A 20,471-nucleotide genomic window follows, 5' to 3' on the forward strand; every position below is an offset into this window, starting at 1 on the left:
TCAGGCTAACGCCGATCTACCGTCGGCGTAAGCGAATCCCGCTGTCGCACAGTTCGGTGGCGTGCAGAGCGGCCGCGTGATCCGTTCAGTGCGGTGAGGGTGTGGATGCCGGCGAGTACCGGGAAGTCGAAGGGTATCGGCCGTGGTCCGGTCTGGTTCGGGAATCGAAGTGAGAGAGCCGTCGTGCTCCTGGCGGCTGAGCAGGCAGGCCGTGGCTGTGGCGGCTCTCGCGGGCAGTTCCGCGTCGCAGTGCTCGGCGCCGACCCCGACCGCTTCCCCGCCCTGGCGCACTTCGCCCGCGAGATCCGTCCACTCGGCGCAGACCGGCGTGCCGCGTTCGAAGAACTCCTCGCCGCCCAAATCGCCCACATCGAGTCCGGAATCATCTGGTCTGATCCGCCCCGACCTCGCAGGCTGCCATCGAGCAGAGCTTCGGGGGCCGGTGAAATCGAACCTCGAGCGGCCGGCTGAACCACGTTCACGGCAGGAGGTGCCGGGGGAGTATCAACTGGGCGTCGTGCTCGTCGGTGCGGCGCCGGGCGTTTCGTCGACCCTTCGGTTGATCAGGGAACGAACCTCGGTCAGGATGGCCGATTCCGAGCCTGCCAAGGCTCGTTCGGCATGTATCCACTCGTTCAGGGCAGCGCCGGAGTCGTCGATGCTCGCCATGAGCAGGCCGAGTTCGTGGTGGGCGAGTCCTTGGCCGTATCGGTCGTGGCGTGTCTTTGCCAGGTCGAGAAGTGCCTCGCAGTCTTTGGCCGCTTCGGCATAGCGTCCGAGTGCTCGCAGTGCGCGGCAGCGGCACAGGCGTGAGTCGCGCTCGACGTTCCACGGCCCCTTCTCGTCCGCTGCCAGTGCGTTGTCGAGATGCTCGAGCGCGGCAGCGGGTTCGCCGAGGGCGAGGTAGGCCTTGCCGATGTTGCTGTTTCCCGCGGTCTGCATCAGGGGGCTGTCGGCCCTGGTCCCCGCTTCCATCGAACTCAGGAAGTGGTCGATGGCTCGGCGCGGGTCGGTCTGTACCTTGGAATGCCCCAGGTGGCTCAGGATCAGTGACTCGCGGTAGTGGTCGTGATCGGTCCGGGCCGTGGCGAGGTTGCGCTCCAGAAGCTCCGTCGCCTCCTCGTCGCGTCCGATCGTGGCAAGGAGAAGCGCCAGGTTGTCCAGCACCACTTGCTCATCTCGCCGGCTGCCCAAGCGCTGATATATCTCTGCCGCACCACGTTGCAGCGGGAGGGCCTGCTCGGGGCTGCCCGCATAGAAGTGCCCTTCGGCCAGTGCGCCCAGTGCGTGAGCCTCGGCGACAGGCTCACGTCTGCGTCTGGCGGCGGCCAACGCGATCGCGCCGACCTCGAGCAGCTCCTGGATGCGACCGCTCGTGGCGAGGTAGCGATGCAGGTGATACGGAATCTGGAGCAGCGCGGCGTCGCCGTCCGTGTCCCGTTCGTTCCGGAGCCGGTAGGTCAGCGCCAACAGGTTCGACGCTTCCCGCTCGCACCACGCCAGAGCGGATGCACGGTCGTCGAAATGCTCGCGGTCCTTCTCCGCGAACCGGCTGCGGGCGATGTCTCGTTCGGAGTTACTGTTCGTCAGGAACGCAGCGGCGTGCTCGGAGACCTCGGCGTACCACCGCGTCGCCCGCCGGGCGGCCCCGACGCTTTCCCGGGCTCCCTCCGGGCTCGCCGCGAGCTCGCGGGCGAAGGCGCGGATGAGATCGTGCGGTGCGTACCTGCCTAAGCGTGGTTCCTCCAGCAGAGCGACCTCGACGAGCCGATCGAGTGCCCTCGCGGCCTGCTCCTCGTCGGTGCCGATCAGGTGTGCCATCAGGGGTGCGGAGTACTCGGGGAGGTCGAGCGCACCGATGCGCACGAGCGCCGTCCCCGCCTGACGGTCCGCGGCCGAATCGGCGTGCGACAGTGCCTCGTACCCGCTGGTGAAGGCGTCGCGCACACTCAGCCCATCGGTCTCGAGGTAGCTCAGTAGTCGGGGACGTTCGGTCAGCTGGTCCGCCAGGTCCTGGATCGTCAGCGCGTCGCGCGTGGCCAGGCGGGCCGCGATGATCCGAAGGGCCAGTGGAAGCCGCCCGCACTGCTCGATCAGGCGACGCCCGGCCGCGGACTCGATCTCGGTTCGGCCGCGAGCGGAGGCCAGAGCGATCAGCGAGACGCCGTCCTCGGCATCCATGGGCGAGAGCCTGATATGCAAGGCGTTGTCCAGCGAGGCCAGCGAAGTCCTGCTGGTGACCAGAACGGCGCAGCCGGGCCCCGCGGGCAGCAGCCGGCGCACCTGCGCGGCCGAACGCGCGTCGTCCAGCAGCAGCAGAGTGCGCGTGGGCGCGAGGATCGAGCGCAACAGCGCGGTAGCCTCCTGCGCGTCCTGGGGGATCCGCGAGGAGTCCACGCCCAGACTCCGAAGCAGTGCGGCGGCCGCGTGCACGACCTCCACCGGAGCCAGTCCGGGCGTCGCCGACTGGAGATTCAGGTAGAGCTGGCCGTCAGGGAAGTCGGGGCGCAACCGGTGCGCCGCGGCGACGGCCAGCGCGGATTTCCCGACCCCGGCCATGCCGGTCACCGCCACGATGCGGGTGGTCTGCGCTCCAGCCCCGCTCAGCGCCGCACGGATGCGGGCCATATCCCGGTCGCGACCGACGAAGAACGGCGTGGGCATGGGAAGTTGCGCCGGCGGCACGGCGGGTGTCGCATGAGATCGCGCGACCTCGCGGCCCGCTTCCGTCGACTCCGTACGCAGCAGCCGGATATGCAGGTCGCGCAGCTCGGTTCCCGGCTCCGTGCCCAGGTCCTCGCGCAGCAGGGCGCGCAGGCGGGCGTAGACCACGAGCGCCTCCGGCTTTCTGCCGCTCTGCTCCAGTGCACGGATGGCCAGCTCATGGAGACGTTCCCGATAGGGATGGAGGCCGAGCAAGGGCGTCAACGCGGCCACGGCGACGTCCGGGCGACCGAGCCTCAAAGCCGCGTCCGCCCACTCCTCCTCGGCCGTGAGGCGCAGTTCGAGGACGCGGACCATCTCGGCCGAGAGGCATTCCCCGACGGGTACGCCCGGGAGCGGATCCCCGCGCCAGCATGCCCGGGCGCGGTCGAACGCCGTCACAGCAGCAGCGGGGGAACACTGCGCCGTGGACGCCGAAGCCAGTTTCACGGCGTCCTCGTACTGCCCCACATCCGTCGTCGCACCCGAGCGATCCAGCCTGTACCCGCCGTACCTGGTCTGCAGCATTTCGGCTGCCCGGCCCCCGCCGGCCGACCGAAGCAGGGCTCGCAGCCGTGACGCCCGGACCTGCACCGCATTGGCCGGATCCCGAGGCGATCGGCGCGGCCAGAGCTCCTGGGCCAGGTGAGCGCTGGTGACGACGGAATCGGCATGGACCAGCAACTCGGCGAGGAAGACCGCGTCCTTCCCGACCGCGGCGACAGAACACAGCGGACCGTGGATTTCCACCGAACCGAGCAACTGATAGTGCATCCGCCCATTGTCCTCGACGGGCCGGTGGCGGGTCGGTGTCGGGCTCCAGGCCTCGCCGTTGCAGAGAGTCTGCCGGAGCCGGACCGGCGATGCAGGTTCGCTACAGGTCGCCGTCGCATGATCTGCGCGTGGGTGTCGGACCGAATTGCCCTCGGGTTCGCTCGATCCCGCACTCACGGCCTCACCTGCGCAGAGGAGAAAAGGAAGGAGTGTCATGAAGAAGTCTTTCGACTCCGTCTGGGGCTGAGCTGACAGCCGGGTGGGCTCGGTCGTGGTCGACCGGGCCCACCGCTACCAGGCCCAGAACAGGCGGAGACCAGGCAGTCATGAGGCTGACGAAGGTAAGGACAGCCGGCCGAAGGGGAGAAGTGGCGAGCGAGAGCACTGCGACGGATACGGCGGCAGACCGGGACGGCGAGAAGCAAGCCGCCTACCGCGACCTGTTCGCGATCCGCGAGTACCGGTTCGTGTTCGCGGCCAAGACTCAGTCCGATTTCGGCGACTACCTGGCCCGGGTGGCGTTGACGTTTCTGGTGTTCGGCCGCAGTCACTCCCCGGCGCTGGCGGCCGCGGCGTACTCGATCACTTATTTCCCCTGGGTTTTCGCTCCCCTCCTCTCCGTTCTGGCCGATCGTCGGCCGCGCCGCACGGTGATGGTGGTCTGCGACGCGGCCCGAACCGTGCTGTACGGATCGCTGGCGATTCCCGGGATGCCGGTGGCCGGCCTGTTCGCCGTCGTGCTCGTCGCCGCCGGTTTCGCCGTACCCTTCGAAACCTCGCGCAGCGCCTTGCTGCCCGACATCCTGCCCGGCGATCGCTACGTTCTCGCAAGCGGCTTGGGCGCGGCCGCTACCCAGGTATCCCAACTCGCGGGATTCGCCGCAGGCGGCATGATCGTCCTGGCGGTGCACCCGACCGGGGCCCTCCTGATCGACGCGGCGACGTTCGCGGTCTCGGCGCTGTCGGTGTGGAGCGGAGTGTGCCACCGGCCTGCCGCCGCCGGAGTCGAATCCACCGGCCGGGGCCTGCGCGCCGCAGCCGGCGCGATGGCTGCCGGGGCCCGATACGTGTTCCGCCAGCCGGTGCTGCGCACTTATCTGGTCTTGATGTGGGCCTCGTGCTTGTTCGTTTACGCATTCGAAGGACAGGCCGCGTCTCTGGCTACGCAACTGCGCGGAGGCCCGCGCCTCGGCGGCCTGATACTGGCGGCCGCGCCGGCCGGCGTCGCCATCGGCTCGATCGCGCTGACCCGCCTCCTCGCCCCGCGGCGGCGAGTGCGCCTGGTGCTCCCGCTGGCCTTTACCGCGTGCGCCGTCCAGACGGTGCTGTGGACGAGTCCGGGTCCGGCGATCGTCGTGCTGGTGTTCTTCGCCGTCGGCTTGAGCGGCGTGTACTCCTCCATCCTCAACCCGCTCTTCGTCCGAGCGGTCGATCCGCAGTTCCGTGGACGCGCCATGGGCGTGGCCGTGGCGGGGATCAACCTGGCCCAGGGCATCGCCGCGATCACGGCCGGCATCCTGGCCCGCGCCGTCGGACCCGCCGACGCACTCGCCTGGTTCGGGCTGATCGGATCCTGTGTACCTCTGCTGGTGCTGCCGCTCTGGCGGCGTCGCTGACCACCACACACCCAGCGGCCCGTCCTGCCTGGCAGGAGTCGGATGGTCCAGCATATTCGAGCAGTGATACAGAATCGCGCAGTACCACGCTACAGTCGTGGCCAGTCGAGCATTGTCATGGCAATGGGGGAGTCGATGGCTGATTCAGCAGGTTCTCTGAAACCGCGTGATCTCTCCGAGTGGGTCGGCAAGTACCGGGGCGGCGGGGTCAATCACGACGGCCAGGGGTTCGACGCCGTCGCCGAACTGCGCGAGATCGTCGACGGTCGGGCGCTCTGCCTGGAGTTCACCGCCACGGGCTCCGACGGTGAGGTCTACCACACCGAAGTCTCGCTCATCAGCCCGGATCTCTCGGGGAGCGGGCTCTGCCTGGCCCAGGCCTGCTCCAACATCCCGGGTCTCGCCGTCCATCGGAGCACTGGCGTGGTGGTCGCGGCCGACGGGCTGCTCGCGGAGATCAGCTTCGCGTTCGGAGGCGACGTCTCCGGATTCCGTCAAGTGCTCACTCTCTCCCGGACGCATTCCGGAACGCTCGAATACGCCTTCGCCTGGGCGATGCCCGGCGAGCCGGTCGAGCCGCGCAGCAAGGCGACGATGACCTCGGTCTGACACGCTCGCCCCTCGCGGGCCGCGTTCTGCTCCCTTCGGAGCTCCTTCTCTGCTGACCCGGGCGGCCGTCGCGTCTTTCACGCTGGCGGCACAGGTCGCAGGCCCTGATCAGCCGGCCGGCCTCGCTGCCTGCGGACCAGGCCTTTTACCGGCGTTGGACCGACCGCACGTGCACGCGCAGTGTGGGTGAGGTGAGGAGTAGAATCGGCGAACCCTGCGTCACTGCGCGGCGCCCTGCATGCCCCCGTCTTCAATGTCGTTCCGGGAGTCATCGATGGCTGATGAACGTCCTTCTTCCTGGACCGCGTCCGACGTCCCGGACGTGGCCGGGCGGGTCGCGGTGATCACCGGCGCGAACACGGGGATCGGGTTCGAGACGGCGCGGATACTCGCGCAGCGCGGAGCGCGGGTGGTGCTGGCCTGCCGCTCCGTGGAGCGGGGGAGGCAGGCCGCAGAGCGGATCGCGGATTCTCCTGCCGGCGCACCTGAGGTGGTCGAACTCGACCTCGGGTCACTGGCTTCGGTCTCGCGCGCGGCCGAGCAGTTGCGCGACTCACACCCGCGCATCGACCTGCTGATCAACAACGCCGGGGTGATGGACGTCCCGTACGGTACGACCGAAGACGGCTTCGAGCGACACCTCGCAACCAACCACCTCGGTCACTTCGCGCTCACCGGGCTGCTTCTGCCGCAGCTGGTAAACGTCCCGAGTTCGCGCGTGGTCGTAGTGGGCAGTCTCGTGCACACGCGGGGCCGCATCGACTTCGACGACCTCGCATTCACTCAGGACTACAAGCCGAGCCGCGGCTACGCCCGCTCGAAGCTCGCGAACCTGCTGTTCGCCTTCGAGCTGCATCGCCGGCTCGCGGCCGCCGGCGCGGAGACTGCGGCGCTGGCTGCGCACCCCGGGGTCTCGGCCACGGCCCTCGACCGGTACGAGCCGATGTGGGTCCGGCTGGTGACGGGGCTGCTCAAGCCCGTGGTGTTCCAGAGCGCTGCGATGGGCGCGCTGCCGACGCTGCGTGCGGCCACGGACCCCGCGGCCGCCGGAGGTGCGTACTACGGCCCGGACGGACGCAAGGGGTTCAAGGGACACCCCGTGCTCGTCGCAGCCGCCGACGCCGCGCACGATCCGCAGGTCGCACAGCGGCTGTGGGAAGAGTCCGAGCGGTTGACCGGCGTTTCGTTTCTTGGATGAGCGGCCGTATCCGGTGCCGATCCGTGTCTGCCGGGAGACCCTGGTCGAGGCGGCCGCGCTGATCGGTGGGCCGGTGCGGGCGCACGGATACCACTACTGACGTGACGGAACCGCTGCGGTGCCGCCCCCCGTTTTCGGCGGCACCGCAGCGTGGTCCGGCATCCGACCCGAGCGCAGTCGGGGTGGCGGCCCCGACCCGTCGCCCCTTTGCGATGCGCTATCAAGCTATCGGTGCCGTTCACGCGAAACCTCTTCGCGATCTATCCGGCCGGGGCCGCGCCCCGCTACGCTGGGGCCCGAGCGTGAACGAGCGGGAACCGGAAGTGAGTGCGCAGTGGAATTCGCCATACTCGGACCGGTGCGGGTGCTCTTGCGCGGCGAGCCAGTCCGGGTCGGCGGTCCGCGCGAGCGCAAGGTCCTCGCGGCGCTGTTGCTGCGGGCCGGCCATCCGGTACGCACCGAGTTCCTGATCGAAGTGGTCTGGGGCGAGACCCCGCCCGCCACCGCCCGGGCCCAGGTGTACAACAGCATCGCCACGCTGCGCCGCGCGCTGGCGCGGGGCGAGGACGCGGACGACGTGCGGATCGAGGGGGAGCGCGGCGGGTTCGTGCTGTTCCTCGGCACGAGCACGCTCGACGCCGCCCGGTTCGAGGAGGCCCTGGCCGCGGCCGACGAGCTGATCGCCGACGGCGGGCGGACGCAGGCCACTGACGTGCTGCGCGAGGCGTTGTCCTGGTGGCGCGGCGGCGCGTTGGAGGGCGTGGGCAGCGCCGCGCTCGGCGGGGAGGCGCACCGGCTGGACGAGGCGCGCCTGGAGGCGCTGGAGCGCCGGATCGGGATCGACGTCGAGTCCGGGCAGCTTCGGGACCTGGTCGGCGAGCTCGGCGCGCTGACCCACGCGCATCCGCTGCGCGAGAGCCTGGTCGGTCTGCTGATGCAGGCGCTTTACCGGACCGGTCGGCAGGCCGACGCGCTGGCCGCGTACCGGGAATGTCGGACGAGGCTGCGCGAGGAGCTCGGCGTCGAGCCGGGCCCCGAGCTCTCCCGTCTGCACGAGCAGATCCTGCGCGCCGATCCGTCCCTTTCCACGAGCTCTGACGCGCCCGAGGCCGAGCTGGCCGAGCCGGAGGAGACCGCCGCGGACGCCGAGAAGCCGGTGCCGCGGCAGTTGCCGGCCGGTATCGGGCATTTCACCGGGCGCGAGGAGATCCTGGACGCGCTCGACGCCGTGCTGGCCGCGGACGCCGCGGCGCCGGTGGTCGCGCTCACCGGGAGTGCCGGCATCGGGAAGACCGCGACCGCCGTGCACTGGGCGGCGAGCCGCGCCGCGCGCTTCCCGGGCGGCTGCCTCTATGTCAACCTCCAGGGTTTCGACCCGGTCGGGCCGCCGCTGCCGCCCCAGCAGGCCCTGCGCGGATTCCTCACGGCCCTCGGCGTGCCCCGGGAGCAGATCCCGGGCGCGACGGCCGAGCAGATCGGCCTGTACCGCAGCCTGCTGGCCGAACGCAGGGTCCTGGTCGTGCTGGACAACGCCCGGCGCGCGGATCAGGTCAGGCCCCTGCTTCCGGCCGGCTCGAACTGCTTCACCCTGGTCACCAGCCGGGACCGGCTCACCGGCCTCGCCGCGGTGGACGGCGCGCACGCGCTGCCGCTCGCCCTGCTCAGTCCCACGGACGCCGTCGAACTGCTGCGTCGCCGGATCGGCCCGGACCGCGCGGACAAGGAGCCCGCGGCGCTGGACGAGCTGGTGCAGCTGTGCGCCAGGCTTCCGCTCGCGCTGAACATCGCGGCCGCGCGGATCGCGGAGCGGCCGCAGCTCCCGATCAGCCGGTTCGTCGCGCGGATGCGTGGGGAGGGCGCGAGCCTGGCTGCGCTCGACGCCGGGGACCCGGTCGCCTGCGTCCAGGCCGTGTTCGACTGGACGTACCGTCAGCTCGACGCCTCCGCGGCGCGCCTGTTCCGCCGGCTCGGCATGCATCCGGGGCCCGAGGTCGGCGTCGATGCGTGCACGGCCCTGCTCGGCGGCGACGAATCGGACACGCTGGCGGCGCTGGATCAGCTCGTGGGCCTGCATCTGCTGGAGGAGTCGAGCGCCCCGGAACGCTACACCGCGCACGACCTGCTGCATGCCTTCGCCGCCGAACTGTGCCGGGAGGAGGAGGGCGAAGAGGGCTGCGTTGATCTTCGCGTGCTGCTGTTCGACCACTATCTGCACAGCGCTCACGCGGCCGAGCTCCTGTTGCAGCCGGGCCGCCCGCCCATCGACCTGACGCCGGCCCACCCCGGCGCGTTCCCGGTCGCGCCCGCCGACGCCGACGCGGCGATGCAGTGGTTCGAGACCGAGACGGAGGTCCTCGTCTCCTGTGTCGGCGTCGCCCCCGCACTCGGCCTCGATCAGCACCTGTGGCAGCTCGCGTGGGCCGCGACCACGTTCCTCGACCGCAGCGGGCGCCATCTCGAGCTGCTGGAGATGCTCGACGGCGCGTTGGAAGCCTTGGAGCGGCTCGGCGACGTCGACGGCAGGATCCGTACGCACATCGATCTCGGGATGCTGCTGGGCAACATGAGGTCGCCCGCCGAAGCGCGCCGGCATCTGAACGCGGCCCTCGAGCTGTGCACGAGGAACGGTGACGACCCGCACACGCAGGGCCGGGCGACGCTCGTGCTGGCCCGGATGGGCCTGGACGAGGGCACCTACGACGAGGCGCTGGAGCTGGCGCTCGAGGCGATCGGGCTCTTCCGGAAGGCCGAGCGGCCGGTTGCGACGGCGTTCTCGCTCGAGGTCGTCGCGTCCGTCTCCCGGGCCCTCGGCGATCATCCGCAGGCCCTGCGCTCCAGTGAGGAGGCGCTCGCGATCCTGCGCGAACCGGGCGTTCCGGCCGTGCCCGTGCTGGAGGCCGATCTGCATCAGAACGTGGCGTTGACCAGGCTCGACCTCGGCGAGACGGCCGCGGCGCTGGTCCACCAGGGCGAGGCGCTGGAGATCTACCGCCGGCTCGGCGAGCGGGTCTGGACCGCGGAGGCGCACATGCACCTCGGCGACGTCCACGCCGCGGCCGGCGAGCCGGACCAGGCCAGGCGGGAGTGGGAGCGCTCGCTCGAGCTGTACCGGGAACTCGAGCACCCGGCAGCGGAACGGGTGCGATCCCGGCTCAGCGGTGTGCGCTGAGTCTTGTGCGGGGCTGATTCAGAAGCGGTGGCTCGCTCAGAAACGGGACTCGCTCAGAAGCGGTGCGCGGCGACTTCGGCGAGGTAGGCGGCCCGGGTCTGCTCATCGAGGAACGAGGCCTTGAACGAGTTGGCGGCGAGCAGTCGCAGGGTCTCGGGTTCCAGGCCCAGCGCGGGCTCGTCGGCCAGAGCGTGGAAATTGTCTGCGACGTAGCCGCCGAAGTATGCCGGGTCGTCGGAGTTGACGGTGGCGAGCAGGCCTTCCGCGAGCATGCGTGGCAGCGGGTGGTCGGCGAGGGTGTCCACGACGCGCAGGCGCAGGTTGGACAGGGGGCACACGGTCAGCGGGATCTGCTCTGCGGCCAGGCGCGCGACCAGGGCCGGATCTTCCAGGCAGCGGACACCGTGGTCCACCCGTTCGGCCTGGAGGAGGTCCAGGGCGTCGGTGATGTTGGCGGCCGGGCCTTCCTCGCCCGCGTGTGCGACGCGGTGCAGGCCGGCTTCGCGGGCGCGGCGGAAGAGGTCGGTGAACTTCGCGGGCGGGTTGCCGATCTCGGTGGAGTCCAGTCCGATGCCGGTGATGACGGTGCCGAACCAGGGGCGCGCGGCCTCGAACACGGCCAGCGCGTCCGCCTCGCTCAGGTCGCGCAGGAAGCACATGATCAGACGGGTGCTGACGCCGAGTCCGGGTGCTGTCTCCAGCGCGGCCTGGAGTCCGGCGACGACAGTGTCGAGCTCCACGCCGCGGTGGATGTGGGCCTGCGGGTCGAAGAAGATCTCGGCGTGCCGCACGCCCTGCGCCGCGGCCCGGCGCAGGTACGCCCCGGCGAGCTCGGTGAAGTCCGCTTCCGTGCGCAGTACGACCGTCAGCGCGTAATAGAGGTCCAGGAACGACTGCAGGTTCTCGAACCGGTAGGCCGCACGGAGTTGGTCGGCGTCCGCGAAGGGCAGCTCGACGCCGTTGCGCTGGGCCAGATCGAGGGCGAGTTCGGGTTCGAGGGTGCCCTCGATGTGCAGATGCAGCTCGGCCTTGGGCAGGGCGCCGATGCGGTCGTTATGCGGCATCTGAGTAGCTTATCGTCAGCCCGAGTTCATCCACTGGCGGAGCAGGCCCTTCGACGCGGCGGCGCCGGATTTACGGTGGGGGAGGCGCGGAGCGGGCATACTGGGGCTCGATCCGAGGGAGCCCGCGTATGGAAGTGTCCGTCCTGTTCGCCGCCGTATCGGTCGCAGACCTCGAGGTGGCGCTGGCCTGGTACGCCGACCTGTTCGGCCGCCCGGCCGACATGCCGGTGAACGAGTCGGAGTCGATGTGGCAGTGCAGCGACTCAGCCTGGCTCTACGTCGTGCGCGACGCCGAGCGCGCCGGCTCCTCGGTCGTGACGATCTGCGTGCCCGACCTCGACGCCGCGATGGCCGAGTTGGCCGAGCGCGGCATCGCCGGCCCGCCGGTCGAGCAGGTCACCGAGCACGCGCGCAAGGCAGGGTACGCCGATCCCGACGGCAACCGCGTCGCGCTGATCGAGGTCCGCATGCCGAGCTGACGGCATCCTGCGCACGTCGTACGGCATCAGCCCAGCTTGGAGACCTGGTAATGGGTGATCCGGTTGCCCTCGGGGGCGCTGACGGCGATCACGGCCAGAAAGACGGGCAGGGGTTCGCGGTCGGTGTAGGTGAACTCGACGGCCAGATAGCCCAGGACGAGGTCGGGAGCCAGCCGGCGGGTTTCCAGGACCTGGTAGCCGGCCTTCATGCCAAGCGGTTGGGAGGCGTAGTAGTCGGCGACTCCGCGTCGCCCCACGGAGTAGGGGTGCAGGCCCTGGAAAATGGCGTCTTCGGTGAAGACGGCGGCGACGCGCTCAGGTTCGTGCGCATCGACCGCGGACTTCCACCGGTCCAGCACGTCTCGTAGGACAGCCTCGTCGGCGGCGTTGCGGTCTTGCGCGTCAGTCGGCTCGCCCATGGGGATCTCCTCGTGCAACTGTCGCTTTTTACGTCTCGGGTGTGGGTCAGAAGCGCCGCGACGCGAGACCACTTCCTCGCACGAATCGCGCTCGACGCTCCAGTGTTGCCTCTACTGCACGGGTTTCCCCCATCGTCACGGATGTACGAGCCGTTGCTCACCCGAATGGGCGATCGGGTCGGCTTTCGAGCTCGTTCGTCGCGCCCGGGCCGTGCACCCGGTCAGAATCCGAGGGCGACACGCCCTCCCTCCATGACGGCTCTCCTCACATCTGTGAGGTGCAGCCTCTTAACGCAGGTGGCGGGCTTGCGGCGACGGCCGGCCGAGCCAGCGTACGGAAACATTGTCGACCGGTCCACTGGTTCTCTCAGGTGCCCGGCGGCCAGCGTCGGTGCCTAGGATCACCTGAAGGAAGACCAGCATGAGTACTCCCGGCAAGAAGGTCGCCGTCATCACCGGCGCGTCGCAGGGCATCGGCGCCGCCCTGGTGCGGGCCTACCGCGAACTCGGCTACGCGGTCGTCGCCACTTCCCGCGGCATCGCACCGTCGCAGGATGCGGACATCGTCACCGTCCAGGGCGACATAGCCGATCCCGCGACCGCCGAGCGCGTCATCGCCGCCGGGCTCGAACGCTTCGGCCGCGTCGACACGCTCGTCAACAACGCAGGGGCGTTCGTCGCCAAGCCGTTCATCGAATACACGCAAGAGGACTACGACGCGGTCAACGGCGTCAACCTGGGCGGATTCTTCCGCATCACGCAGCTCGCGGTCGAGCAGATGCTCCGTCAGGAAGGCGGACACGTGGTCCAGATCACCACCAGCCTGGTGGATCACGCCAACTCCGCGGTCCCGTCGGTGCTGGCCTCCCTGACCAAGGGAGGATTGCAGTCCGCCACCAAGTCGCTGGCGATCGAGTACGCCACCCGTGGTATCCGCAGCAACGCGGTATCGCCGGGCACCGTCAAGACGCCCATGCACCCGGAGGAGTACCACGGGACGCTCGCCGCGCTGCACCCGGTCGGGCGGATGGGCGAGATCAGCGACATCGTCGACGCGGTGCTCTACCTCGAGAACGCACCGTTCGTCACCGGTGAGATCCTCCACGTCGACGGAGGCCAGAGCGCAGGCCACTGAGTTCCGTGCCGGCCGAGGTCCCCGGGTGCGCGAGTGCCGCCCGGGGACCTTCGCGTTCCGATTCGGCGTCAGGCGCTCGAACAACACCCGGCCCTCGAGCTGGGCGACGAGCGCTCTGCGATGAGTTCGCTGACGAGCCCGGCCGGGAGTACGTCCAGCGTACGGCTCAGCACGTACGCGGGGCTGGGCCGCAAGCTCTCCACCAGTATCTCGACTCCGGGCCGCACCACCTCGCTCCCGGCGGCCGACGTTTCCGGGATCCGGCGGGCGGCGCGGGTGGCCAGCCGATGCAGATGTTCGTGTTCCTCGGGCTCCAGACGCAACGCGCGGGCAAGGGAACCGACCACGCCAGGGCTGGGACGGGTCTCCTTGCCTCGCTCCCGGCCGAGGTATTAGTCGATGCTGACCCCGGCGAGCGTCGCGAGTTCCTCTCGACGCAGTCCCGGGGTGCGACGCAGACCCAACCCGGTGGGCAGGCCGACCCGCTCCGGGGTCAGCTGTGTGCGCCGGGCGCGCAGGCACCGCGCGAGGCCGTCACCGCGTGGTTCAGTGCTCATCGAAAGAGAGGACATACCGGATCGCCTTACTCGCCCCCGACGACCAGACGCCCGCGGCGCTGTGCGAAGACGCTCGTGGCAGCCGCGAAGATGAGGACCAGGGCGGCGATCATCAGCGCCTGGCGGTATCCGTTGTGGAGCACGGGAGTAACCAGGAGCGGCCCGGCGATCTGGCCGAGGCTGTAGCCGGTGGTGAGAATCGCCGCGGCCCGCGGAACACCCGAGGCGGAACCGTGCGCGAGAGCAAGAGTGCTGATGCCGACGAAGGTGGCCCCGAAAGCCGCGGCCGATATGAGCGCCGCGCATGTCCCGCCGATGACCGTGGGCAAGGCTACTCCGGCGGCCTGCAGCAGCAGCGCGGTCGCCAGCAGCATCGGACGCGGCCATGTGCGGGCGAGCCTTGCCCACAGCGCTGAAGACGGTAGTGCCGCGCATCCCGCCAGTACCCATGCACCTGAGCCCACCCATCGCGCGGAGTCCTGGTCGATGGCCGCGACGAGAAAGGTTCCTGCGACGATGTATCCCACACCCTCGAGGGCGTATGCCGTCAACAGAAAGCCGAATCGGGCGTCGAACGCGCCGGCGCGGCCGGGTTCGGAGGCGTCAAGTGTGGTGCCGGAACTCGTGCCGGCCGGCATCGGCAATCGCCAAGCCACGATGGTGAGAGCGGCGCACAGCGTTGCCGCGAGCCACCAGGTCAGCCGCCAACCGTTCGCGCCGTGTACGACAAGCGCGAGTGCCCCGGAGAGCGCGATGCCTGCGCCGATGCCGCCGAGCGCCCAGCCCGCCAGATGCGGGCCCTGCCCCCGCAGCGCTCCGAACAAGGCCCCGACCGCGGCGACGAACACCAGCGCGCTCGCGGCTCCGGCCACCAACCGCAGCACGAACCATCCGGCGAAATCCTCTTTCGTCGGCATCAGCGCGAGAGTCGCTACGACGACCGCCAGTGACAAGCGAAGAGTCGTGGGGGAGCGCATCGTGCGAGGCGAAGCGATGCCCACCAACGCGCCCACGAGATAACCCAAGTAGTTCGCGGTGGCCAGTTCAGTCCCCTGCTGCACACTCAATCCCGCCTGCGCGTGCATGAGCGGCAGGATCGGTGTGTAGACGAAGCGCCCGACACCCATGGCAGCCGCCAACGCCGCAGCCCCTTGAACCGTCACCCGCCAAGGCCGCGTCGACGACGTATCCACGGACGCCTTGTGCGCCGCTGCTGTCATTGCCGTCAATTCCGCGACCTCCCTCACACCACACGCGCGGTCCGGCGACATCACGCGACCTCCCCAGCGTCGTCCCTGCCGGACGCGGCACGCCACGACCCGTCGGCTCGCCGCTGAGAGGACGAGACTCCTACCGCACTACGATGGAGCTATGGAGCTGCGTCAGCTGGGCTACTTCGTCGCCGTGGCCGAGGAACTGAACTTCGGGCGGACGGCCGCGCGGCTGCGCATCGCCGGCCCTTCGCTCTCGCAACAGATCAAAGCTCTGGAACGCGATCTCGGAGTGCGCCTTTTCGATCGGGACCGCCGCTCCGTCGCACTGAGCGCACACGGCGAGGCGCTTCTGGCCGATGCCCGGGCCCTGCTCGAGCAGGCCGACCTGCTGCGCCGTCGTGCGACCGAGCTGGCCGGCGCGGAAGCCGTGCGGCTCGGCTACGTCAGCTGGCGCCCGACTGATCTGGTCGAGCGAGCTCCGCTGGTCGTGCAGTTGCACATCGACGCCTGGGTGCTGCCGTCCCACGCGCAAGCCGAGCGCGTCGCCGAGGGCGGGCTCGACCTCGCGATCTGCTGGACACCGGTAGCCGACCTGGCCGCGCTCGGGCTTCGCGCCGACCTGCTCGGCGCCGATCGGCTGTACGCCGTCGCCGAGGGCGCGGACACCTCGGTCGTCCGCGCGCGGGACGTGGCGGTGCTGCTGGACGCCGACACGGCCAGTTGGTCGTCCTGGAACATCTACGCCGCCCGCTTCGCCCGCGACACCGGAGCCGAGCTGGTGCGCATCGAGGACGGTGGGATCACCGGACCGGGATTCTTCGAGCACGTACGGCGTTGCGGCCGACCGGTACTCAACTCCCCGAAAACGCAGGCCGGGCCGATGCCGCAGGGCCTGGCCCGCCGTTCCGTCGCCGGCCCGGCACCCTACTGGCCGTGGTATCTGGTGTCGCGTCAGGACGAGGCGCGCCCGAGCGTCCTCGCGACGATCAGGGCATTGACGGATGGTGTGGACGCGGCGGCGCTCGAACTCGAGGACCCGGACAGTTGGCTCCCGTCCATGGACCCGTACCGCTCCTCCCGCAGCTGACTAGCCCGGTGGGAGTCGACCGGTGGGAGTCGGCAGCCTGCATTGAGAGGTGTGGCCTCCCGGTCAGGAGGCCGCCGTTCGTGGCGTCGCCGGCGCGATTCGTGCAAGATCATGGTCTAGAGCCAGGGTGGGTCTAGCGCCCACCGAACGATACGGCGGAACGCACATGCCTAGTACGACAGAGCACGAGGGCATCGTGCGCGGCGTGATGGACCGATGGAATGCCGCCGTCGACGCCCACGATCCCGACCGGGTGGCGACGTACTTCACGCAAGACGCGATTTTCCAGGGTTTGCACCCGAGCCGCCACGTGTGGATCAGCGTGCTGCTCAAAGCGGACACCGTCCGACTGGGCCATCAGCCACTGCCAGCTGTCCAGACTCGGCTGACGGCACTCACGATCTTCACCTATGAGGGAGATGGCAATGAAGGAATTCCTGGTCGAGCTGAGAACAACGTTCCCCGACGACATGGCGCAGACCGAGGTAGACCGGCTGCGTGCCGCCGAGGCGGTGCGCGCCAGGGCTCTGGCCGCCGCCGGCCACCTGGTTCGGCTTTGGCGCCCGATCGGCGAGCTGCGAAGCATCGGCCTGTGGCGCGCGGCCGACGAGGCGGAACTGCGGGAAAAGGTGCTGGGTACGCTGCCCTTGTACCCGTTCATGACCGTTCAAGTGACCTCCGTCGCCCCGCATCCCAACGACCCCGGTGCGGCCGGGGCTTAGGCTGGGCCGGGGCGTTCGCTTTCAATGCGTTCGACGATCTTGGCGGAGCTCTCGCCCAGGGCGCGGAACTCAGCGGCGTCGAGAGCGGCGAGGACCAGTTCACGGACCCGGGTGACGTGTCCGGGGGCTGATGCGACCAGGTGAGCGTAGCCGTCGTCGGTCAGGATCGCGAGCGTGTAGCGGCCGTCCGCGGGGTCGGGCTCCCGGCGCACGAGGCCCCGCTTCTCCAGCCTTTTGAGCAGATGCGACAGGCGGGAGAGTTCGGAGCTGGCGAGGCGCGCCAGTTCGGACATCCGCATCCGGTGGGTCTTCTGTTCGGACAGCCCGGCGAGGACGTAGTACTCGAGCAGGCTCAGCCGCGCGTCGTTCTGGAGTTGGGCCTCGAGGGCGGCGGGCAGGGTGTAGAGCATCAGCGTGAACGAGCGCCAGGCGTGCAGTTCGTCCGCGGTCAGCCAGCGGATGGGCTCTTCGGGTGGCATCGCGTCTGGGGGCATGGTGCGGCCAGTCTAGCGGCTGACTTGAATTTTCAAGCCGTGTCGCCTACGGTGGGGTCACTTGAAGATTCACTTGAAGATTCAAGCAAGAAGGAGGCTCCATGACCACCGCGGCACCCCGCCCGGCGCCTTCGCCGTCGACCCGTCCAGGTCCGTCATCGCCTTCGCCGCCGAGCACCGGTTCGGTCTGGGCACGGTGCGCGGGAGCTTCGCCCCGCGTCCCGGGACGATCGAGCTCGCCGAGCTCCGCACCGACTCCCGCGTCACCGCGGCGGCGCGGCGCCGGTAACCTTCACCCTGGTCGAGACACAGAGCTCTGAGAACGAGCTGATCCTGGCCGCCACAGCCACCGTGGACCGATACGCCCACGGCATCACCGCCCTCAAGGGCCTGGCCGGCCGCTACCCGCGGCTGACCGCGACCATCCGCGCCCAGCGCACACCCAGTCGGCCGGCATCCGCCTCGCCGCACCCGGAAGGAACGCACCACGTGAGCACCCCCAAGATCGGCGTCATCCTCGGCAGCACCCGCCCCGGCCGCAACGGCAAGCAGGTCGCCGACTGGATCCTGGACCGGGCCTCGGCCCGGATCGCGGCCGAGTACGAGCTGATCGACCTGCTCGACTACCCGCTGCCGCACCTGGACGAGGCCGTCCCGCCGTCCATGGGCCAGTACCAGGGCGAGCACACCAAGCTGTGGGCCGCCAAGATCGCCGAGTTCGACGGCTTCATCTTCGTCAGCCCGGAATACAACCACTCCACCTCCGGCGTGCTGAAGAACGCCATCGACTACCTGTACGCCGAGTGGAACAACAAGGCCGCCGCGTTCGTCTCCTACGGTTCTCTGGGCGGCGCCCGCGCGATCGAGCACCTGCGGGCGATCGCCAGCGAGCTGCAGATCGCCCACGTGCGCCAGCAGCTGTCGTTCTCGCTGTTCACCGACTTCGAGAACTTCTCCATATTCAAGCCGGCCGGCCAGCACGATGCCGCCGCGACCGCGCTCTTCGACCAGCTGGAGTCCTGGACCGCCGCCCTCAAGACCGTCCGGGCCTGAGGCCTCCCACCCCGCCGTTACGGCCGAGCACCTGCTCGGCCGTAACGGCTGTCTCAGTCGGCGTCTCCTGCGGGCGGGCGCACCATGAAGACGTCGATCGGGTCCTGGGTCTCCACGACGAAGCCGTGGCGCTCGTAGAGTCGGCGGGCGGCGCTGCCGTGCAGGACGTTCAGTCTCACGGTGGCACCCTGTGCGTCAGTGCGCTCCAACACCGTACGCAGGACCGAGGAGCCGAGACCGCGGCCCTGTTGGTGGGGAGCGAGATAGAAGTGTTCGAGCCATCGCCCGTCTTCGGCGGGTCGGACCGTGACGCATCCGGCGAGTTCCCGGTCGATCATGATGGCCGACGTGTGCCGGGTGGACAGCGAATCCCGCAGCCGCTGCCGCACCCGGTGCTCGTCATAGCGTCCGAGGCGTACCAAGTCCGCACGCATGACCGTTGCGCGCAAATCCGCGAGCACCTCGACGTCGTCGGTCGTCACCGCGCGCATCGTCCAGCGTGTGCCGTCCGCCGACCCGACTTCGGTCGGCACCGTCGGCACCGTCGCGTCGGAGAGCGCCGCGATCCCCGTCATTTCGGCATCCATGCCCGGATCATCTCAGTCGAGGCGTCACGCGGCGATCGGGCGGCGCGCACGCCGGGGGTCGATCGTGATGGCGAGGGCCACGGACGCACAGAGCAGGACCACGCCGCCGACCGCCAGCAAGGCCAGGCCCATGCCGTTCGGCTTGAGGTCCAGGTGCGCCCGGACGGCCACGAAGGCGACCGCGACGATCGGTAGCGTCGTCGCGGCCATGCCCGCCCGCGTGTGTCCGAACCGGATGTACACGGGGTACTGGATGGACACGCTGAGCGCGAACAACGCCCAGGACGCCACGTACGCCGTGGGCGCGAACCCTGAGATGGAGACGTCCTGCTGCGCCGCCAGGAGCAGGGAGACGGGAATCCCGACGGCGGCCGTGACCACGAAGACCGCCAGCGCCCACGCGTAGCGCCCGAGCAGCAGCGCGCGCCTGGTCAGCGGCAGGACCGCGTAGAGCGTGTCGAGGTCGGACCGATCGGAGATCTGGAACGGATATCCGGCCATCGCCGTCGAGTACAGCAGGGCCAGGGCCGGCAGGATCATCTCCGGCCGGTTGTAGAACACTGCCATCACGAGCACGGGCACCAGGACCGCCTGTCGCCAGTTGGGCGCGGTGGTACGCAGATCCAGCACGGTCACGCGGGCTACGGTGGTCATGAGGCACCTCCGGTCGAGACCGAGTCGCGGGCCTGCCGCGCCGGCGTCTTGTTCGCTTCCCGCACCCCGATGTGGACCGCGATCTCCTCCAGCGTCGGCGCCTCGATGAGCACACTCCCGTCGAGCAGTTCGGCGTCCTCGGCGGACACCAGCGCCTGCAGGCCGATAGCGGTGCGTCTGGCGCCGATCAGCTTGGCCCCGGCGGCGCCGGTCAGGTCGTCCGGACCGCCTCGTACGATCCGATAGGAGTCCAGGACCTCCTCCTTGGTCCCGCTGCGGACGACCCGGCCGCCGTGGATGAGCGTCAGGTAGTCGCCGAAGCGCTCCAGGTCCGTGGTGATGTGCGTGGAGAACAGGACGCTGTGCCCCTCGTCGAGGAGGAAGTCGCCGAGGATGCCGACGAGCTCGTCCCGGGCCACCGGGTCGAGGCCGCTGGTCGGCTCGTCGAACACGAGCAGCCGCGCCCGGTGCGAGAGCGCCAGGGCGATCGTCAGCTTCACGGCCATGCCGCGGGACAGATCCTTGACCTTGGCCCGCGCGTCCAGGTCGAACTCTTCGAGCAGATCGCGATACCGCGCGCCGTCCCAGCGATCGTAGAAGGGCCGAACCGCCCGTTCGACCTCGCTCAGCCGCCAGTCGCCCACCAGATACGTGTGGTCGAGCACCACGCCGACGTCCTGCCGCAGGCTGACCGGACCGGGAACCGGATGTCCGAGCACCTCGATCTCGCCTTGGTCGAAGCGCTGCATCCCCAGCAGGCATCGGATGGTCGTGGTCTTGCCCGCCCCGTTGGCCCCTACCAGCCCCATGACATAGCCCTGCGGCAGCGAGAAGCCGACGTCCTGCAACCGGAACCGGCCCAGTGCGGCGTTCACGCCCCGCAGCGCGAACGCGAAGTCCGAATCCACGGTGAAACCTCATTCCCCTGGTGATGGTG

At 69.7% G+C, this 20,471-nt stretch carries 18 protein-coding genes and 2 pseudogenes; 11 read left to right on the forward strand and 9 right to left on the reverse strand.

What is annotated here, in order from left to right:
• Window positions 1–234 precede the first annotated feature (234 nt).
• A pseudogene (locus ACTRO_RS51270) lies at window positions 235–384 on the forward strand (TetR/AcrR family transcriptional regulator); the annotation flags it as partial.
• Window positions 385–504: 120 nt separating this feature from the next.
• On the opposite strand, the gene ACTRO_RS01970 reads toward ACTRO_RS51270, so the two are convergent.
• Window positions 505–3,477 (reverse strand): AfsR/SARP family transcriptional regulator, encoded by a 2,973-nt coding sequence (locus ACTRO_RS01970; RefSeq protein ID WP_051450158.1) that lies wholly within the window; start codon window positions 3,475–3,477, stop codon window positions 505–507.
• Between the two features lie 368 nt (window positions 3,478–3,845).
• Here ACTRO_RS01970 and ACTRO_RS01975 point away from each other — a divergent pair, with 368 nt between their 5' ends.
• The 4 genes from ACTRO_RS01975 (at window position 3,846) to ACTRO_RS01990 (ending at window position 10,069) form a co-directional block, all read left to right on the forward strand.
• Entirely contained in the window at window positions 3,846–5,093 is a 1,248-nt protein-coding gene (locus tag ACTRO_RS01975; protein ID WP_051450159.1) for an MFS transporter, read from the forward strand.
• Window positions 5,094–5,228: 135 nt separating this feature from the next.
• Window positions 5,229–5,702: a hypothetical protein gene (locus ACTRO_RS01980; protein WP_157435651.1), complete on the forward strand. Its 474-nt coding sequence runs from the start codon at window positions 5,229–5,231 to the stop codon at window positions 5,700–5,702.
• Between the two features lie 274 nt (window positions 5,703–5,976).
• Window positions 5,977–6,900, forward strand: a complete 924-nt coding sequence (locus ACTRO_RS01985) for an oxidoreductase (RefSeq protein ID WP_034260744.1) — start codon at window positions 5,977–5,979, stop codon at window positions 6,898–6,900.
• A 334-nt stretch (window positions 6,901–7,234) separates the two neighbouring features.
• Complete coding sequence (locus tag ACTRO_RS01990; RefSeq protein WP_034260746.1) at window positions 7,235–10,069, forward strand: AfsR/SARP family transcriptional regulator; 2,835 nt, start codon at window positions 7,235–7,237, stop codon at window positions 10,067–10,069.
• A 53-nt stretch (window positions 10,070–10,122) separates the two neighbouring features.
• On the opposite strand, the gene ACTRO_RS01995 is transcribed toward ACTRO_RS01990, so the two are convergent.
• Window positions 10,123–11,133 (reverse strand): adenosine deaminase, encoded by a 1,011-nt coding sequence (locus ACTRO_RS01995; protein WP_034260748.1) that lies wholly within the window; start codon window positions 11,131–11,133, stop codon window positions 10,123–10,125.
• Window positions 11,134–11,261: 128 nt separating this feature from the next.
• Here ACTRO_RS01995 and ACTRO_RS02000 point away from each other — a divergent pair, with 128 nt between their 5' ends.
• Window positions 11,262–11,612 (forward strand): VOC family protein, encoded by a 351-nt coding sequence (locus ACTRO_RS02000; protein WP_034260751.1) that lies wholly within the window; start codon window positions 11,262–11,264, stop codon window positions 11,610–11,612.
• A gap of 26 nt (window positions 11,613–11,638) precedes the next feature.
• Here ACTRO_RS02000 and ACTRO_RS02005 read toward each other — a convergent pair whose 3' ends face one another.
• A complete protein-coding gene (locus ACTRO_RS02005) occupies window positions 11,639–12,031 on the reverse strand; it encodes a YybH family protein (RefSeq protein ID WP_034260753.1) in 393 nt (130 codons plus the stop codon).
• Window positions 12,032–12,452: 421 nt separating this feature from the next.
• Here ACTRO_RS02005 and ACTRO_RS02010 point away from each other — a divergent pair, with 421 nt between their 5' ends.
• Window positions 12,453–13,166, forward strand: a complete 714-nt coding sequence (locus tag ACTRO_RS02010; protein ID WP_034260755.1) for an SDR family NAD(P)-dependent oxidoreductase — start codon at window positions 12,453–12,455, stop codon at window positions 13,164–13,166.
• A gap of 134 nt (window positions 13,167–13,300) precedes the next feature.
• Here the strand turns inward: ACTRO_RS02010 and ACTRO_RS50645 are convergent.
• Window positions 13,301–13,723 (reverse strand): annotated as a pseudogene (locus ACTRO_RS50645) (helix-turn-helix domain-containing protein); the annotation flags it as partial.
• Window positions 13,724–13,749: 26 nt separating this feature from the next.
• Window positions 13,750–14,994: a YbfB/YjiJ family MFS transporter gene (locus ACTRO_RS02020; RefSeq protein ID WP_245594651.1), complete on the reverse strand. Its 1,245-nt coding sequence runs from the start codon at window positions 14,992–14,994 to the stop codon at window positions 13,750–13,752.
• 100 nt (window positions 14,995–15,094) lie between these two features.
• Between ACTRO_RS02020 and ACTRO_RS50190 the strand changes: the two genes are divergently transcribed.
• Together ACTRO_RS50190 and ACTRO_RS02030 are read left to right on the forward strand one after the other, a co-directional pair.
• A complete protein-coding gene (locus tag ACTRO_RS50190; RefSeq protein ID WP_034260757.1) occupies window positions 15,095–16,024 on the forward strand; it encodes a LysR family transcriptional regulator in 930 nt (309 codons plus the stop codon).
• 425 nt (window positions 16,025–16,449) lie between these two features.
• The gene (locus tag ACTRO_RS02030; RefSeq protein ID WP_034260760.1) at window positions 16,450–16,746 is read left to right on the forward strand and encodes a muconolactone Delta-isomerase family protein; all 297 of its coding nucleotides are present in this window, start codon (window positions 16,450–16,452) and stop codon (window positions 16,744–16,746) included.
• Here ACTRO_RS02030 and ACTRO_RS02035 read toward each other — a convergent pair.
• Window positions 16,743–17,240, reverse strand: a complete 498-nt coding sequence (locus tag ACTRO_RS02035; RefSeq protein ID WP_051450162.1) for a MarR family winged helix-turn-helix transcriptional regulator — start codon at window positions 17,238–17,240, stop codon at window positions 16,743–16,745. The genes ACTRO_RS02030 and ACTRO_RS02035 overlap by 4 nt on opposite strands.
• A gap of 61 nt (window positions 17,241–17,301) precedes the next feature.
• Here ACTRO_RS02035 and ACTRO_RS02040 point away from each other — a divergent pair, with 61 nt between their 5' ends.
• Together ACTRO_RS02040 and ACTRO_RS02045 are read left to right on the forward strand one after the other, a co-directional pair.
• Complete coding sequence (locus tag ACTRO_RS02040) at window positions 17,302–17,529, forward strand: hypothetical protein (RefSeq protein WP_157435653.1); 228 nt, start codon at window positions 17,302–17,304, stop codon at window positions 17,527–17,529.
• Between the two features lie 200 nt (window positions 17,530–17,729).
• The gene (locus ACTRO_RS02045) at window positions 17,730–18,293 is read left to right on the forward strand and encodes an NAD(P)H-dependent oxidoreductase (RefSeq protein WP_034272627.1); all 564 of its coding nucleotides are present in this window, start codon (window positions 17,730–17,732) and stop codon (window positions 18,291–18,293) included.
• Between the two features lie 53 nt (window positions 18,294–18,346).
• Here the strand turns inward: ACTRO_RS02045 and ACTRO_RS02050 are convergent, their stop codons facing one another.
• The 3 genes from ACTRO_RS02050 to ACTRO_RS02060 are packed head-to-tail and all read right to left on the reverse strand — an operon-like array spanning window position 18,347 to window position 20,442.
• Window positions 18,347–18,880: a GNAT family N-acetyltransferase gene (locus ACTRO_RS02050; RefSeq protein WP_063627909.1), complete on the reverse strand. Its 534-nt coding sequence runs from the start codon at window positions 18,878–18,880 to the stop codon at window positions 18,347–18,349.
• A gap of 24 nt (window positions 18,881–18,904) precedes the next feature.
• Window positions 18,905–19,534 (reverse strand): ABC-2 transporter permease, encoded by a 630-nt coding sequence (locus ACTRO_RS02055; protein ID WP_034260764.1) that lies wholly within the window; start codon window positions 19,532–19,534, stop codon window positions 18,905–18,907.
• A complete protein-coding gene (locus tag ACTRO_RS02060; protein ID WP_051450163.1) occupies window positions 19,531–20,442 on the reverse strand; it encodes an ABC transporter ATP-binding protein in 912 nt (303 codons plus the stop codon). Before ACTRO_RS02060 ends, ACTRO_RS02055 begins: the two co-directional genes overlap by 4 nt.
• Window positions 20,443–20,471: the final 29 nt, after the last annotated feature.

The sequence above is a fragment of the Actinospica robiniae DSM 44927 genome (genome assembly GCF_000504285.1).
Taxonomy (GTDB): domain Bacteria; phylum Actinomycetota; class Actinomycetes; order Streptomycetales; family Catenulisporaceae; genus Actinospica; species Actinospica robiniae.